Genomic DNA, 15,227 nt, shown 5'->3' with positions numbered 1-15,227 from the left:
TGAAGTACTCGTATATCAGCTTCGGACGCTGCGAGAGTACGGCGATGGGCGTGTCGGCGCCCATGGAGCCGATAGGATCGTCCCCGTCGCGGCCCATGGGTTCGAGGAAGAACTGCAGGTCTTCCTGGGTGTAACCAAACGCCTGCTGGCGATCGAGAAGGGTCTCGGGGTCATTGGTTACCGCTTCGCCGGCGACGCCCTCCATGGAAAGCTCTTCCAGCTTGAACTGGGTTTCCGCCAGCCATTCCTCATAGGGTTCGGCTTCGGCGAGGGTCCGCTTGATCTCCTCGTCCTCGATGATGCGGCCTTCTTCCATGTCGATGAGCAGCATCTTGCCGGGCTGGAGACGCCACTTGCGGACGATGCGCGCTTCCGGAACGTCCAGCACGCCGACCTCGGAAGCCATGATCACGTGGTCTTCGTCAGTGATCACGAAGCGCGCCGGGCGCAGGCCGTTCCGATCAAGAGTGGCGCCGATCTGGCGACCGTCCGTAAAGGCCACGGCGGCGGGGCCGTCCCAGGGCTCCATAAGCGCGGCGTGATACTCGTAGAAAGCCTTCCGCTTGGCGTCCATCAGCGGGTTGCCGGCCCAGGCTTCCGGGATCAGCATCATCACCGCCTGGGCCAACGGAATACCACCCGCCACCAGCAGCTCGAGAGCGTTGTCGAGGCAGGCGGTGTCAGACTGGCCGTGCGGGATCAGGGGCCACATCTTGTTGAGATCGGGGCCAATCAGATCGCTTTCCAGCGAACGGCGCCGCGCGTTCATCCAGTTCACATTGCCGCGGACCGTGTTGATCTCGCCGTTATGGGCAATGAACCGGTACGGGTGGGCCAGCTTCCAGGACGGGAAGGTGTTGGTGGAGAATCGCTGGTGGACCAGCGCCAGGGCCGACGTGCATCGCTCGTCCGACAGGTCCTTGTAGAAGGTCCCCACCTGGCCGGCCAGCAACAGGCCCTTGTAGACCACGGTGCGCGTGGACAGTGACGGCAGATAGACGTTGACCAGTTCCGGCAGGCCCCGCTTGGCCGCGACGTCGGCCAAGGGATTCTGGAACTGCTTGCGCACGGCCAGCAGCTTGCGCTCGTGAGCGTCCTGGTCCTTTACGTTGGGACCCCGGCCGATGAACGCCTGCCGCACCACCGGCATCGACGCCAGCACAGCTTCGCCCAGGCCTGTCGGATCCGTGGGCACGTCGCGCCACCCGATCAGCGGCTGCTTTTCCACGCGCAGGAAGTGCTCGAACTGCTCCATGGCCGCAGCCCGGCTGAGCGAATCCTGCGGCAGGAAGCACATTGCGACCGCGTATTCGCCTGGCGGCGGAAGCTCGACCCCGGCCTCTTCAGCCCAGGCTCGGTACAAGCCATCAGGGATCTGGATAAGACAGCCGGCGCCGTCGCCCACAAGCGGGTCCGCGCCTACAGCGCCGCGATGGTCGATATTCAGCAGGATCTGAAGACCGGACCGGACGACTTCGTGCGATTTTCGGCCTTTGATATTCGCGACAAAGCCCACGCCGCACGCATCGTGCTCGTTCGCCGGATCGTAGAGTCCTTGCGGCTCGGGCAGTCCCATCGTCGTCTCTCACACAAGCACGCGTAACCGCGACCCGATACCTCACTTGAGGAGGGCCGTACGTGCATCTCGGGCGCATTTACCCGGCATGATTGGCCCTTGTCGATGGGCAGGACCGCTGGGTGGGGGCAGATTCTTCCAACTGGCGCCGAAGATGCGGCGTCGGGCGCGCCTACGGCCGCTTCGCGCGACGTCCGAATTGGCGTTCGGGCGAAGGCGAATGCAGGGCCACCGGCAAGACGCCGGAGGCCAACAATTCCGCTCGCGACATGAAACTGCATCAAAGACGCCACATGGCGGTAACCCAATCAGATCATCTAGCCTCCGCCTAAAGATCATCACAGATCCTTCAGGCAGCACTTGAGCAACGCGACGAGGGATGAAAGCGGTTCGGCTCAAGATCCGCATCAACCTGCGCGTAAATCTTGGAGTGGCCGGTGATGTACTTGGAAAACGTACCCCCCGTCGCGTCGATTGAGCGACCGGCGGTCGATGTCGGGGTTCCTGGCGGTTCCTCCGACCTCTCTCTCGATCCAACTCATCACACCCAGGACCTCAGCGTCCTGACTTACAATGTGCGAGGCCTCCCCTGGCCCATCGCCAGCGGTCGCGGAGACGCGCTGCGGGAAATCGGTCGGGAACTGGCGCAGATGCGCCAATCCGGGCTCCAACCGGACGTCGTTCTGATCCAGGAGGGGTTTCGCAGTGAAATTGCCGACCTGGTGCAGACCAGCGGTTACCGCTTCTGGGCGCGGGGGCCGGGGCGCGGATCGGGCTTTGGCCGACTGACTGGCGCCGGACTACATGTCCTTTCGGATGCCCCGATCATTAACGTCAAACGGCACGCTTTCGGCGACTGCGCAGGGCTGGATTGTTTCGCCAACAAGGGCGCCATGTGGGTCCGCGTGGTTCCAGAAGGCGCGGCCACACCTATCGACATCGTAAACACGCACCTGAATTCAAAGCGGGCTTCCCGGGCCGCCCCCGCGGACGCACTGGCGGCGCACAATCGCCAGGTGCGACAGTTGAACACCTTTATCGACGCCAATCGCGAAGCGGGTATCCCGATGGTCATCGGCGGCGATTTCAACGTCAAGAATGCGCCGCAGCGCTACTACTACGATGCCCTTGATCGCCCCTACACTGTGGTGAGCGAGTTTTGCAGTCAGCAGGCGTCAGATTGTGGTGGAGCCGTGGGCGGCGACCCCACACTGGAGCCCTGGCTGCGGTCGCAGGATCTGCAGGCTTTTGTGTCAAGTCAGGATGTCGACGTCCGCCCCTTGAAAACCGACACAATGTTCGCTGGATCGAAAGAGCAGGCGCGACTTTCAGACCATGACGGGTACGTGGTTCGCTATCAACTCAAGTGGGCCAGGCCGGACAGCACCTTCAAGTACAGGGCAAGTGAATCCCTCGTCGTGAAACCGAGGATGGGTGCCTGGGGTGTAAAGGTATCCTGGAAGCCCTGAGCGTCAGCGGAATGCAGGGTTCGTGCGTCAGGCGTTCGCTGACGTCTTCGCGGTCAATGACCCGCATTGGCATCAGGCAGCCTGCCTAGAGCACGACAACTTGAAGTGGATACCCGTTCAAGCGCCCGTCGTGCTCTAAACATTTGATAACGAGCCTGTTTATCCGGTTCAGATGACTCCATCTGAACCGGACAATCTCTAGGCCCGGATCCTGACAGGCAGGCTCTCGTAGCCCTTCACGAAGCTGGACCGCACGCGCTTGGGCTCACCCATCACCTCGATGTGGCTCCAGCGCTTGAGAATTTCTTCCCAGACGATCTTGAGCTGCAACTCCGCGAGCCGATTGCCGACGCAGCGATGAATGCCAAAACCGAAAGACAGGTGCTGGCGCGGACGCTCGCGATCAATGATGAAGGCGTCAGGGTTGGCGATCTCGGCGTCGTCGCGGTTGCCGGAGACGTACCACATGACGACCTTGTCGCCCTTTTTGATGGTCTGGCCACCCAGTTCCACATCCTCGACAGCCGTGCGGCGCATATGGGCCAGCGGCGTTTGCCAGCGGATGATCTCGGGAACCATGCTGGTGACCAGGCTGTGGTCGGCGCGCAGCTTTTCGAACTCGGCTGGGAACTTGCTGAGGGCATAGAGACCCCCGCTGAGGGAATTTCGGGTGGTATCGTTACCGCCCACGATCAGCAGGATCACATTCCCCAGATATTCATCCGGGCTCATGTTCCGGGTGGCGTCGCTGTGGGCCATCATCGAGATCAGGTCGCCTCGCGGCGGCAGATTCACCCGCTCGTTCCAGAGGCCGGTGAAATAGGCCAGACACTCCATGAGCTCGGCCTGACGGGCCTCTTCCGATTCGACGATGCCGCCGGCTAGGGGCAAGGCTGTCGCTACATCGGACCAACGCGTGAGCTTTCGACGCTCCTCGAAGGGGAAGTCAAACAGCGTCGCCAACATCTGTGTGGTGAGCTCGATGGACACCCGGTCGACCCAGTCGAAAGTTTCGCCAACTGGCAGGGCGTCGAGGATCTTGCCGGCCCGCTCGCGGATAATCGGTTCCATCTGCATCAGGTTGGCGGGGGAGACGATGGGGCTGACCGCCTTGCGCTGCACGTCGTGCTTGGGCGGGTCCATGGCGATGAAGCTGGGCCGCCGCAGGTCCGGACGCGCATCGCGGATCGTGATCCCGCCTAGCGCCGCATCCGAGGAGAAGGTGGCGTGGTTGGTGTCCACCGCCATGATGTCCTGATAGCGGGTCACCGACCAGTAGGGGCCGAACTCACTGTCCTTACACCAGTGCACCGGGGCCTCGGCGCGCAGGCGCTCGAAATAGGGCCAGTGGGCGTCGTTCAGGAAAAGCTCCGGATCGCCGGGGTTCAGATCCTCCAGCGGCGTGGACCACGCCTTTGCCTGGAACTCATCTTTCAGATTGATCGCGCCATCAGCCATGAACGTGTCTCCCTCGCATGAGCATGCGCCTGTTTTGGGCTATCTCGCAAATCTCGTTCTTCAGTCTGGTCTGTTTCAGCTGGCGCCGGCAGGCGGCGGTCCGGGCGGCGGCGGGAAGTCCAGCGGCGCAACGGCGGCGCCCGGCGATCCCGCAACCACGGCATGGTAGAGCGCCTCGCCGACCGGGCTGTAGGTGACGGCTTCGACAACCAGAAGCATCCCGAACATGGCCGCCAATCCCCCACCCCAGGCTGGATGAACGCGTCCGCTGCGGCGATAGTCGGCAAACATCCCGATGAGGGGGAAGATCAGCGAGACAACAAATGTCGCCTCCCAGGCCCAGGGCGCCAGCAAAGGCATGGGCAGCAGACGGCCAAGGCCAGGGCCAATGATGATCGCCATAGCGCAGAAATGCAGACGGCGATGCCAGTCTGTCTGTCGCCGCAACACAATAGCGGCGACGGTCAGTCCCACGAAAGTGAGCAGCGACAGGTTATCGAACACCAGAAACTGCAGAGGACGGAAGAAGAACGGGGTCTCCCCGCGACGCGCCATCTCAACGGTGACGGCGCAACCGAGCACCAGCATCGCCAAGATCCAACCAGCCCCGATCCAGCCAAGTCGGCGATGAAGTGCGCTCCGACCTGTGGCGGCGAAGAAATTCTGCAAGAGGTAGATGCCCAGCCAGCCCATGAAAACCACGGCATGCGCATGGACAATCAGAGGCGCCGAGAAGCTGGATCTGCCCATCGCCAGCTGAACCGAGAAGCCTGCAACGAGCACAACGCCCATAGCGATCGCAGCGCCCAGAAAGAAGCGGTCGTCCCTCTGGTCGGGCACGAGTGACTCATCAGTCGTCGTTGTCATTCTGATCTCCCCCAAATTGATGCCGCCCGGCGGGCGGCCTACCCCGCCGCCTCGTTGATCTGGGCTTTTGGCCTCGAGGACGGAACGACGGGAATCTCGTGATCCTCGAGCGGCTTCATCCATGTCTTGCGCGCCATCGCGGCGGCCAGATAGGGCGCAAGTTCCATTTGCTTGCGGGCCTCCCGCTCTGCCACCTCGGCCTTGAACGTCGGCATCACCTCGGCCGCGAACAGCTCAAGCGACTCACAGATGTGGGCGTGCCGGTTGCGACCGGCCTGCTGCAGGAAAATCACCTGATCCACTCCTGCGGCCTGAAAGGCAGCGATGTGCTGGCGGATATCATCAGGCGTGCCAATGCCGTTGGCGTTGAACTTCGCAGCCTTGCGCGCCGCGATGATCTCGTCGTCGCTGGCTGCGCGAGACTTCTGGAAATCCTCGAACAGGGTGGAGCGGCCTGGCACCGCGTCGTGGGCCACCAGGGCGTTGACCGCATAGGAGAAAAATTCGAACCCCTCCTGGCCGCGTCGGATCGCCTCGTCGCGATCGTGATGGACCGAGAAGTTCGAGACCATGGCGATGTTGGCGTTCACCGCATGGCCGATGGGGACACACGCTTCGGACTTGATGATCCCGTAGTAGATATCGGCCCAGGCTCGCGCCTCCTCCGGATTGACAAAGGAGAACGCCAGCGCGCCCACGCCAAGGGAAGCCGCCACCTTGATGGTGTCGCGATTGGTGCAGGCCATCCACATGGGCGGATGGGGTGACTGCATCGGCTTGGGGATCACATTGCGGCAGGGAAAGGAGAAGCTCTTCCCTTCAAAGCCCGGATAGGGGTCCATCACCATCATGTTGGCGATCTGCTCGGCGGCCTCGATGGCCATGGCCCTCTTCTCGCGGGCGGGAATGCCGAAGCCGCCCAGTTCCAGCCGGGTCGCCCCCTCGCCGATGCCGAAGTCGAGCCGGCCGCGGGAGATGATGTCGAGGGTCGCCAGACCCTCGGCGGTGCGCGCCGGATGATTGTAGTTGGGGATCACCTGGCGGATGCCGTGGCCTACCCGGATGTTCTTGGTCAGGGCCGCACAGGCTGACAGGAACACCTCAGGTGCGGAAGAGTGGGAGTATTCCTCGAGGAAATGATGTTCCACCTCCCAAGCGTAGTCATAGCCTAGTCGGTCAGCGAGCACGACCTGCTCCAGGGCGTCATGGAACATCCTGGCCTCATCGCCCGGATTCCAGGGTTTGGGCAGCTGGTGCTCGTAGAAGATCCCGAACCGCATGGCGCGTTTGCTCCTGTTGGTCGACGCCCTTCGGCGCTCTTGAATTCACCTTCGCGTTGGACAGTACGTGATGGCAAGCCCGTTGACGTCGCCGTCCGTCAGGGTCAGCGTCGGCCGGCCGCCGGAAGAGCGGGAATTGGGAGATCGCCATGAGCGAAGCCGTATCGCCGGAAACCTGGGTGGGTCCGTTCCGGACGCCGCGCAACATGGCCGCCGAGGCCCGGGGCTCGATCCATGACGACGCCACGGCGACGCGACTTGGCTTTCGTGGCGGCACGGTGGCGGGATCGATCCACCTGGACCAGTTCGTGCCACGCCTGGTGGAAAACTTTGGACCGCAATGGTTCGAGACCGGCGGGCTATCGGTCTATTTCACCCAGGCGACCGTGGACCGCGAGGAGGTTCAATGCGCTGTCGAGCCCGGCGCGGACCGCCTGCGACTCTCGATGCACAACCGCGACGGCGCCCTGATCTGCCAGGGGACAGCATCGGCCCAACCCGACGCCGGGTCGGAACTGGCGCGGCGGTTCGAGACACAGACCCCGGCGGCCGCCGGTGCGCTGCGCATCCTGGCCGCGATGCAGGTCGGAGATGAAAACCACGATCTGGCCGTATCCGTGGCGCCGGAGACCCTGGCCCGCTCTCTGGGGGTCATCACCGAGGCCCTACCCGCCTATGAGACCGGTATCCTGCCCCCGTCACTGGTGATCCACATGGCGCACATGACGCGCGAGGCGGTGATGGCGAAATCCACCCGCCCGCAAGTCGCCCTCTACGGCGCGCTGGAGGTGCAGAACCTGGCCGGGCCACTCAGGGTGGGCGTCGACTATCAGGCCCGTACCAGGGTGCTCAAGCTGAGTGAGAGCCCAAAGACCGAGAACGTCTGGTATGAAGTCATCTTCACCGAGGCCGGGCGCGACATCGCCCGCGTCCTCTATTTCCTGCGGGTGCTGAAAGGCTCCTCCCCCCTCTGGGCGCAGGGCTGAATTCGAGCAGACGAGACCCTGATGGACGACGCCGCGCCCACTCTCGCCAACAGCCTGGACCTGTCGGCTTTCTGGATGCCGTTCACCGCAAACCGGCAGTTCAAGGCCGCGCCGCGTCTGTTGGCGTCTGCAGCCGGGATGTACTACCGCACGGAGGATGGCCGCGAGATTCTGGACGCGACCTCGGGTCTCTGGTGCGTCAACGCAGGTCACGGGCGTATCGAGATCGCCGACGCCGTCCACAGGCAGCTGATGACCCTGGACTATGCGCCCACATTCCAGATGGGCCATCCCGTCGCCTTTGACTTCGCTTCGGCGCTGGCGAAGTTGACGCCATCGGGCCTCGACCGGGTTTTCTTCACCAACTCGGGATCGGAGGCGGTGGATACCGCGCTGAAGATCGCCATGGCCTATCACCGCGCCCGCGGCCAGGGACAGCGCACCCGCATCGTGGGTCGCGAGAAAGGTTATCACGGCGTCGGCTTCGGCGGGATATCGGCGGGCGGGCTGGTGAACAATCGCCGGACTTTTGTAACCCTGCCCTCGGACCATATGCGCCACACTCATGATCCGGCGCGGAACGCGTTTTCCCGGGGACTGCCCGCCCATGGCGCCGAACGGGCCGAAGATCTCGAACAGCTGATCGCACTGCACGGCGCCGAAACCCTGGCGGCGGTGATCGTCGAGCCGGTGTCGGGATCCGCCGGGGTGCTGCCACCGCCGGTGGGCTATCTGGAGCGCCTGCGCGCCATCTGCGACGCCCATGGAATCCTGCTGATCTTCGATGAGGTGATCACCGGCTTCGGGCGACTGGGCTCCGCCTTCGCCGCCCATCATTTCGGCGTGGTCCCTGACCTGATGACCACCGCCAAGGCCATCACCAATGGCGTTCTGCCGATGGGCGCCGTGTTCGCCAGCCGGGCGGTGCACGACGCGGTGGTCGACAGCGGCGCGGAGGGCGTGATCGAGTTCTTCCACGGCTACACCTATTCCGGCCATCCGGTAGCCGCCGCCGCCGGGCTCGCCACGCTGGAGATCTACCGCCGCGAGGGTCTGTTGACGCGTGTCGGGGGCCTCGCCGAAACCTGGGAGACGGCGATCCACAGCCTGGCGGACGCACCGCACGTGACCGACATTCGCAACCTTGGCCTTATGGCGGGGCTTGACCTGGCGCCGCGTCCCGGAGCTCCGGGCGCACGCGGCTATGAAATGCTGGTTCGCATGCTGGAGGCAGGCGTTCTCGTACGCGCCACCGGCGACACCATCGCCCTTTCTCCGCCTCTGATCGTCAGCGAGGGCGAGATCGGCCGGATCGTGGAAACCCTGCGCCGGGTCATTTCGACGCTCGACTGACCGCCCTGGCGATCGCCGCTACGCGCGCCGACGTCGGAAGGGGGTTGCCGTCCAGACTGGCCACCGCGCGTACGCCGATCAGGCTGTTGGTGATGAACATCGGCGCGCCGGCCAGACGGCCTGGGTTGGCGAATACCTCCCCCACCGGCAGTCCGAGGCCCTGGCAGGCGGCGATAACTTCGCGGCGCATGATCCCGTCCAGAACCCCGCACTCCAGGCTGGGGGTGAACACCTCGTCATGGCGGATCCAGAACACATTGGCCGCTGCAGCGCAGGCGATCTCGCCGGCGGTGTTCAGCATCAGCGCTTCCTCGGCCCCCGCCGTGCGCGCCTCAGCCCGGGCCAGGACGTTGTCGAGGTAGGACAACGATTTCAGCCGCGACGTCGGCGAGCGGTCATTGCGACGGACGCGGGCGGTTGTCAGGGAGACCGGGCCGGCGGGAAGCTCCGAAGGCGCTGCCGATACGGCCAGCCGGGGCTCCAGCACTTCCGGGAGATCAAGCCCGCGACCGCCCGATCCGGCCGTCCAGCTGAGCCGGACAGCGACGCGCTTTGCTGGCCCGAGGCCGCGAACCGCGGCATCGGCCGCCGAACGCATATCCCGCCGGTCCGGCAGGGGCAGGGCCAGCGACCGGCAGCCTCGCTCCAGGCGTTCCACATGGGCGTCCCAGTGTTCCGGTTCGCCGGATGCCCACAGCACGGTCTCGAACAGGCCGTGACCCAGGGTGAATCCACGGTCATCCATGGGGATATCAGTCATCTCGCCCCCGTCAGCGCCCTCAGGATGGCGCCGATCTTGGTCGTCGTCTCCCGCACTTCGGACATCGGGTCACTGTCGGCGACGATTCCGCCGCCCGCGCGGGCTTCGAACACCCAGCCTGCCGGGTTTTCGCTCAGAGAGACCGTGCGGATGAGAACACTGGCCTCCATCGCCCCGTCGAGGCCCAGCCAGAACAGGCTGCCGCAATAGGGACCCCTGGGCGGCTCGTGGCGGGCGATCACAGACATAGCCGCCAGCTTGGGCGCGCCCGTTACCGAGCCTGGCGGGAAGGCAGCACAGAAGGCGTCCCAGGCCGTGGCTCCAGACCTCAGCCGCCCCCGGACGCGCGAGACCAGGTGGTGGACATTGGCGTAGCTGCGCAGGACCGCGCGCGCCGGGACGCTCACCGTGCCGGGATCGCAGACCCGGGCCAGATCATTGCGCATCAGGTCGACGATCATCAGATTCTCCGCCTGATCCTTGGCGCTGGCCTGAAGCTCGGCGGCCAGCGCCGCATCGCTCACCGGGTCGACGCCGCGCGCGCGGGTGCCTTTGATCGGCTGGCTCTCGACCCATAGTGCGTCACCTTCCCGACGGACCGACAGGAACTGCTCCGGTGAATTGGAGACCAGGGCGCGACCGGGAAGACGCAGGTAAGCCGCATAGGCCGCCGGGCTCTGGCGCGTCAGTCGGCGGAACAGATCGAACGGTGTGACGCCCGCCGCAAGTCGCCCCCGCCAGGGTCGGGCCAGATTGGCCTGGAACAGGTCGCCGCCGGCAATCCGACCGACGGTGTCCGCCACTGCCAGGGCGTGGTCGGTGTCGGACACAGCGCACGCAACATGATCGGCCAGCACGCCGGTTCGCGCGCAGCATCGCGGGCCGTCCAGCCAGGTCAACGCCGCATCCGCCCGGGCCTTTGCCATGAGGGCATCGGGGCCCCGACCCACGGCCACCGCGCGCCGGTCGCCGGCGTGGAACGCCAGCAGCGCCGGATAGCACAGTACGATCAGGTCCGGCCCATCGCCCCGCGCCTGGGGCGCCGTGGGCTCCAGCTCAGCAGAAAGTTCATAGGCGGCGAGGCCGACAAAGCCCCCCTGGAACGGCGGTCCCCCGGCGTACAATTCAGCGCCTGAACAATCCAGATCTGCGGGGTCCTCGCCCCTGACCGTCAGCTGGGGGTGACGCAGGACATACGACCAACCCCCTTCGCCCGACAGCAGCACGCAGGCATGCGTCTCATCAGCGAAAGCCGACGCGACCTCCAGCGGGTCGGCCCATGCGAAGGCGCGTAGCGCCACGGCTCTCAGATCACCGGAAGTATCGAGGATTTGGGGGCCGCACGTCACGCGCTGCCTATAGCCCATCTCTGGCGGATTCGCCTGCGCTTGCCTGCCGCATCGGAAGGCGCGTGTGATGTGCAAAACGCCAGGAGGATGCGATGGCCTATGAGACCCTGCTCTACGAGCTAGACGGGCCCGTTCTTACGATCACACTCAATCGACCGGACAAGCTGAACGCCTACACCGCCACCATGGGCGCCGAGCTGACCGACGCGTTTCAGAGAGCAGATGCGGACGACGCGGTGCGAGTGGTGATTGTCACGGGCGCGGGTCGGGGCTTCTGCGCCGGCGCGGACATCTCGGCCGGCGCGGGTGCTTTCGACACCCAGGCGGAAGGGTCCGTGGCGTTCCAGGCTCCAGGCCAGGCGCGGGCCGAAGGCGGCGGATTCGTGGGGGCCATCTATGGCTGTCGCAAGCCATCCATAGCAGCGATCAATGGGGCGGCCGTGGGCGTGGGCGCCACCTTGACCCTGCCGATGGACATCCGGATCGCAGCGTCGGGCGCGCGGATAGGCTTTATCTTCGCGCGTCGCGGCCTGGTGCCGGAGGCCGGCAGCGCCTGGTTCCTGCCCCGACTAGTGGGCCTGCCGCAGGCGCTGCGCTGGTGCCTGACGGGCAAGCTGGTTCCGGCCGACGAGGCCCTGGCCGGCGGACTGGTGAGCGAGGTCGTCGATCCGGACCAGTTACTGGTTCGCGCTCGCGAGATCGCGATGGAGATCGCCGAAAACACCGCGCCTGTGTCCATCGCGCTGGCGCGGCAGATGCTATGGCGCTTCTCCGGCGAACCGGACCCCTCGGGCGCGCTGGCCGTGGATGGTCGCCTGTCGATGATCCTGGGCGCCGGCCCCGACGTGAAGGAAGGCGTCAGCGCCTTCCTCGAGAAGCGCCCGCCCCGGTTCCCGGGACGGGTGTCCGAGAACATGCCGGACCTCTATCCCTGGTGGAAGGACTAGCCGCCCCAGAACCCCGACTGTGGCGGGTAGAGCACGCCGGACTCCACACGGCAGCCGCCGGGGCGGTCCTGTGCCAGCCACCAGGGGCCGTCGAGGTCGCAGGCGTCAGCCTGGGCGGCGACCCATAGATGGGGGGCGATGGAGATGGAACTGCAGACCATGCAGCCCGCCATGACGCCGAGCCCGAGCGCCCGCGCACGGTCCGCCATCGCCAGCGCCTCGGTCAGGCCGCCGGCCTTGTCGAGCTTGATGTTGACCATCTGATAGCGCCCGGCCACCCGCTCCAGGTCTTCGGAGGTATGGACCGCCTCGTCGGCGCACAGCGGGGCGGGATAGACCAGGCCCTCGAGGTCCTGGTCTGCGTCAGCGGGCAGCGGCTGTTCCACCATGATCACATTCAGCCGCGAAATCTGGTCGGCCATGGCCATCAGGACAGCGAGGGTCCAGCCCTCGTTGGGATCGACAATCAGCCGCGCGTCCGGGGCGGCCTCGACCACGGCGGCCAGGCAGGCAGCGGGCTGTTCAGCATCCAGCTTGACCTTCAGCAGCGGCGCATCGGCCACCGCTGCCGCCGCGGCGCGCATGGCGGCCGGGGCACCCAGGCTGATGGTCACGGCGGTCGGTATCGGACCAGGCGGCGGACGACCCAGACGCTGGCCCACCGAGCGGCCGGTGCGACGGGCCTCAAGATCCCAGAGCGCGCAGTCCAGCGCGTTGCGCGCTGCGCCGGCCGGGAGTGCGGCCAGTACGGCTTCTATCGGCATACCGCTACGCAGCCGGTCGCCCACGGCGGCCAACCGGGCGGCGACACCATCCAGGGTTTCGCCATAACGGGCGTAGGGCACACACTCGCCGCGCCCCAGCACCTCACCATCGGCCAGTTCGGCGACGACCACCTCAGCATGGGTCTTGACGCCGCGCGAGATGCGGAATGGCGCGCGCAGGGCCAGACGTTCGGCACGGACACGGAGGACGAGGCTCATGCGCGGCTTTTCACCCATCCGGCGCAAAACGTCGACCGGGTGATCACCCGGACCGTCGGCGTCATCGGTCGGCGTTTTGTGGCGTTCTTTGCGATGCCGCTGATCGTGTCGGGAATTCCGACGGCAATCATGGGTTGCGTTCAGTCTGGCGCTGTTGGTGATGCGGTTGCGGCAGGCGACTTCCGCCCCGGCGTTGTCTTTTCTGCGATCATTGGCGGATTGGCGGCGATCATCAGACCGCCGCGTGACAGCCACGCCCCCGTCCGCTATCGGGACGCGCATGTTTCGAGGACGGGTCATTGGGCGAAGAGACCGAAGAGCAGGGTTGGGCCACCGCAAAGACGCTCGCGGAGGCCCTGCCCTATATCCAGACCTACGATCGTGAGACCGTGGTCATTAAATATGGCGGCCACGCCATGGGGGATGAGTCGGTGGCCCGGCTGTTCGCCACGGACGTTGTCCTCCTGAAGATGCTGGGTCTGCACCCCGTTGTCGTTCACGGTGGCGGTCCGCAGATTTCGGCCATGCTGGACCGCGCCGGCGTAAAGTCGACGTTCATCGACGGCCTGCGGGTCACGGACGCGGCCACCATGGAAGTCGCCGAGATGGTGCTGTCCGGTGCCATCAACAAGGAAATCGCCAGCTGGATCACCCAGGCCGGATCGCAGGCCAAGGTGCGCGGCGTAGGTCTTTCCGGCAAGGACGCGCGGCTGATCACCGTCGAAAAGGTCACCCGGACCCGGAAGGATCCGGACTCAGAGATCGAGAAAGTGGTCGATCTGGGATTTGTCGGCGAACCCAAGGCCATCGACACAACGATCATCAAGGCGCTGCTGAGCGCCGACGACGACTATATTCCCGTGATCGCGCCGATCGGCGTATCGGAGGAAGGCCAGACCTACAATATCAACGCCGACACCGTGGCCGGTGCTCTGGCAAGCGCGCTGGACGCCAAGCGTATGCTGTTGCTGACAGATGTGGCCGGCGTACTGGACAAGGACGGCAACCGGCTCGCCCAGATGACCGTCGCCGAGGCCCGACAGGCGATTGCGGACGGGGTGGCGACCGGCGGGATGATCCCCAAGCTGGAAACCGCCATGGCGGCCGTCGAGGCTGGTGTCGAGGCCGTAGTGATCCTGGACGGTCGCAGGCCCCATGCCATGCTGGTGGAACTGTTCACCGAGCACGGATCCGGCACCATGATCCGCCGATGAGCGCCGACCTGCGCCATATCGACACCTGGCTGTTCGACCTGGACAACACCCTCTATCCGGCCGAGTCGGGCTTTATGGCCGAGATGGTCGTACGGATGACCGATTACGTCGAGAAGGTCACGGGACTGCCCCGGGATGAAGCGTTCCGGCTGCAGAAAGCCTATCTGGCCGAGCATGGCCTGACCCTGAAGGGGATGATGCTGAACCACGGTGTGGATCCGGCCGAGTTTCACGCCATCTTCCACGACCTGTCGCTGGAGGCGCTGGCCCATGAGCCCCAGCTCCTGGCAGCCCTGGAGCGCCTGCCGGGGCGGCGGCTGATCTTCACCAACGCCGATGATGTTCATGCCGAGCGCGTGCTGGAGCGCCTCGGTCTCAGTCACCTGTTCGACGACGTATTCCACATCGGTTCGGCCAACTATGAACCCAAGCCCAGCCCCGAGGCCTTCGCCCTGATGAGTGCGGCGCACAGTATAAATCCGGCTGTCACAGCCTTCTTCGAGGACGCGGAGCGCAATCTGGCGCCGGCCGCCGAGCTTGGCATGACCACCGTGCTGGTGGGCGCGCACGCCGCCTTATCCACCGCTCAATTTGTCCATCACAGAACCGATACGCTGGCGCCTTTCCTTGCCAGCGCGCAACTCCGGGAGGCCGCCTGATGTCCGAAGACCTGAAGCGCATCATTGAAGCTGCCTGGGAGGCTCGGGACGGCGTCAACACAGGCACCAGGGGCGAGATCCGTGACGCCGTGCGCGAGACCCTTGACCAGCTGGACAGCGGCATCCTGCGGGTGGCTTCACGTAGCTCGGACGGCGTCTGGACCACCCATCAATGGGCCAAGCAGGCGATCCTGTTGTCGTTCCGCCTGAATCCGAACGAGTTGATGGAAGGTGACGCCCCGGGGCCTTACTGGGACAAGGTACCGTCGAAGTTCGCCGGCTGGGACGCTGCGCGGTTTGAAGCCGCAGGCTTTCGCGCCGTGCCC

13 protein-coding genes and 1 pseudogene are annotated in these 15,227 nt (G+C 65.3%); 7 read left to right on the top strand and 7 right to left on the bottom strand.

Annotated features, from left to right (window positions below; genetic code table 11):
• Positions 1-1,576 (bottom strand): glutamate synthase central domain-containing protein (locus ACIQ42_RS07025; RefSeq protein ID WP_397421495.1); only part of this gene is annotated, 1,576 nt, incomplete at its 3' end.
• A 440-nt stretch (positions 1,577-2,016) separates the two neighbouring features.
• Here ACIQ42_RS07025 and ACIQ42_RS07020 point away from each other — a divergent pair.
• Positions 2,017-3,045, top strand: coding sequence for an endonuclease/exonuclease/phosphatase family protein (locus ACIQ42_RS07020; RefSeq protein WP_397421494.1), 1,029 nt, complete (start codon positions 2,017-2,019; stop codon positions 3,043-3,045).
• 198 nt (positions 3,046-3,243) lie between these two features.
• Here the strand turns inward: ACIQ42_RS07020 and ACIQ42_RS07015 are convergent, their stop codons facing one another.
• The 3 genes from ACIQ42_RS07015 to ACIQ42_RS07005 all read right to left on the bottom strand — a co-directional run bounded on the left by ACIQ42_RS07015 (position 3,244) and on the right by ACIQ42_RS07005 (position 6,650).
• The gene (locus tag ACIQ42_RS07015; protein WP_397421493.1) at positions 3,244-4,503 is read right to left on the bottom strand and encodes a cytochrome P450; all 1,260 of its coding nucleotides are present in this window, start codon (positions 4,501-4,503) and stop codon (positions 3,244-3,246) included.
• 75 nt (positions 4,504-4,578) lie between these two features.
• Positions 4,579-5,370: a hypothetical protein gene (locus ACIQ42_RS07010; RefSeq protein WP_397421492.1), complete on the bottom strand. Its 792-nt coding sequence runs from the start codon at positions 5,368-5,370 to the stop codon at positions 4,579-4,581.
• A 38-nt stretch (positions 5,371-5,408) separates the two neighbouring features.
• Positions 5,409-6,650 (bottom strand): LLM class flavin-dependent oxidoreductase, encoded by a 1,242-nt coding sequence (locus ACIQ42_RS07005; protein ID WP_397421491.1) that lies wholly within the window; start codon positions 6,648-6,650, stop codon positions 5,409-5,411.
• A gap of 149 nt (positions 6,651-6,799) precedes the next feature.
• Between ACIQ42_RS07005 and ACIQ42_RS07000 the strand changes: the two genes are divergently transcribed.
• Both ACIQ42_RS07000 and ACIQ42_RS06995 read left to right on the top strand, forming a co-directional pair.
• The gene (locus tag ACIQ42_RS07000) at positions 6,800-7,636 is read left to right on the top strand and encodes a hypothetical protein (protein WP_397421490.1); all 837 of its coding nucleotides are present in this window, start codon (positions 6,800-6,802) and stop codon (positions 7,634-7,636) included.
• A 21-nt stretch (positions 7,637-7,657) separates the two neighbouring features.
• Complete coding sequence (locus tag ACIQ42_RS06995; protein WP_397421489.1) at positions 7,658-8,989, top strand: aspartate aminotransferase family protein; 1,332 nt, start codon at positions 7,658-7,660, stop codon at positions 8,987-8,989.
• Here ACIQ42_RS06995 and ACIQ42_RS06990 read toward each other — a convergent pair.
• Both ACIQ42_RS06990 and ACIQ42_RS06985 read right to left on the bottom strand, forming a co-directional pair.
• Positions 8,970-9,749: an aminotransferase class IV gene (locus ACIQ42_RS06990; RefSeq protein WP_397421488.1), complete on the bottom strand. Its 780-nt coding sequence runs from the start codon at positions 9,747-9,749 to the stop codon at positions 8,970-8,972. The genes ACIQ42_RS06995 and ACIQ42_RS06990 overlap by 20 nt on opposite strands.
• The gene (locus tag ACIQ42_RS06985; RefSeq protein WP_397421487.1) at positions 9,746-11,050 is read right to left on the bottom strand and encodes an anthranilate synthase component I family protein; all 1,305 of its coding nucleotides are present in this window, start codon (positions 11,048-11,050) and stop codon (positions 9,746-9,748) included. Before ACIQ42_RS06985 ends, ACIQ42_RS06990 begins: the two co-directional genes overlap by 4 nt.
• A gap of 140 nt (positions 11,051-11,190) precedes the next feature.
• Between ACIQ42_RS06985 and ACIQ42_RS06980 the strand changes: the two genes are divergently transcribed.
• On the top strand, positions 11,191-12,045 hold the full coding sequence (locus tag ACIQ42_RS06980) for an enoyl-CoA hydratase-related protein (RefSeq protein WP_397421486.1): 855 nt from the start codon (positions 11,191-11,193) through the stop codon (positions 12,043-12,045).
• Here the strand turns inward: ACIQ42_RS06980 and dgcA are convergent.
• Entirely contained in the window at positions 12,042-13,028 is a 987-nt protein-coding gene (gene dgcA / locus ACIQ42_RS06975; protein WP_397421485.1) for an N-acetyl-D-Glu racemase DgcA, read from the bottom strand. The two genes, ACIQ42_RS06980 and dgcA, sit on opposite strands and share 4 nt — an antisense overlap.
• Positions 13,029-13,327: 299 nt before the next feature.
• Between dgcA and argB the strand changes: the two genes are divergently transcribed.
• The 3 genes and pseudogenes from argB to ACIQ42_RS06960 all read left to right on the top strand — a co-directional run.
• Positions 13,328-14,242, top strand: a complete 915-nt coding sequence (argB, locus tag ACIQ42_RS06970) for an acetylglutamate kinase (RefSeq protein WP_397421484.1) — start codon at positions 13,328-13,330, stop codon at positions 14,240-14,242.
• Positions 14,239-14,901, top strand: coding sequence for a pyrimidine 5'-nucleotidase (locus ACIQ42_RS06965; RefSeq protein WP_397421483.1), 663 nt, complete (start codon positions 14,239-14,241; stop codon positions 14,899-14,901). Before argB ends, ACIQ42_RS06965 begins: the two co-directional genes overlap by 4 nt.
• Positions 14,901-15,227 (top strand): annotated as a pseudogene (locus ACIQ42_RS06960) (2,3,4,5-tetrahydropyridine-2,6-dicarboxylate N-succinyltransferase); the annotation flags it as partial. The gene ACIQ42_RS06965 and the pseudogene ACIQ42_RS06960, both read left to right, overlap by 1 nt.

The sequence above is a fragment of the Phenylobacterium sp. genome, assembly GCF_044372605.1.
Taxonomy (GTDB): domain Bacteria; phylum Pseudomonadota; class Alphaproteobacteria; order Caulobacterales; family Caulobacteraceae; genus Phenylobacterium.
Note: the sequence above shows the minus strand (reverse complement) of the source record. Positions and strands in the feature narration are given on the sequence as shown.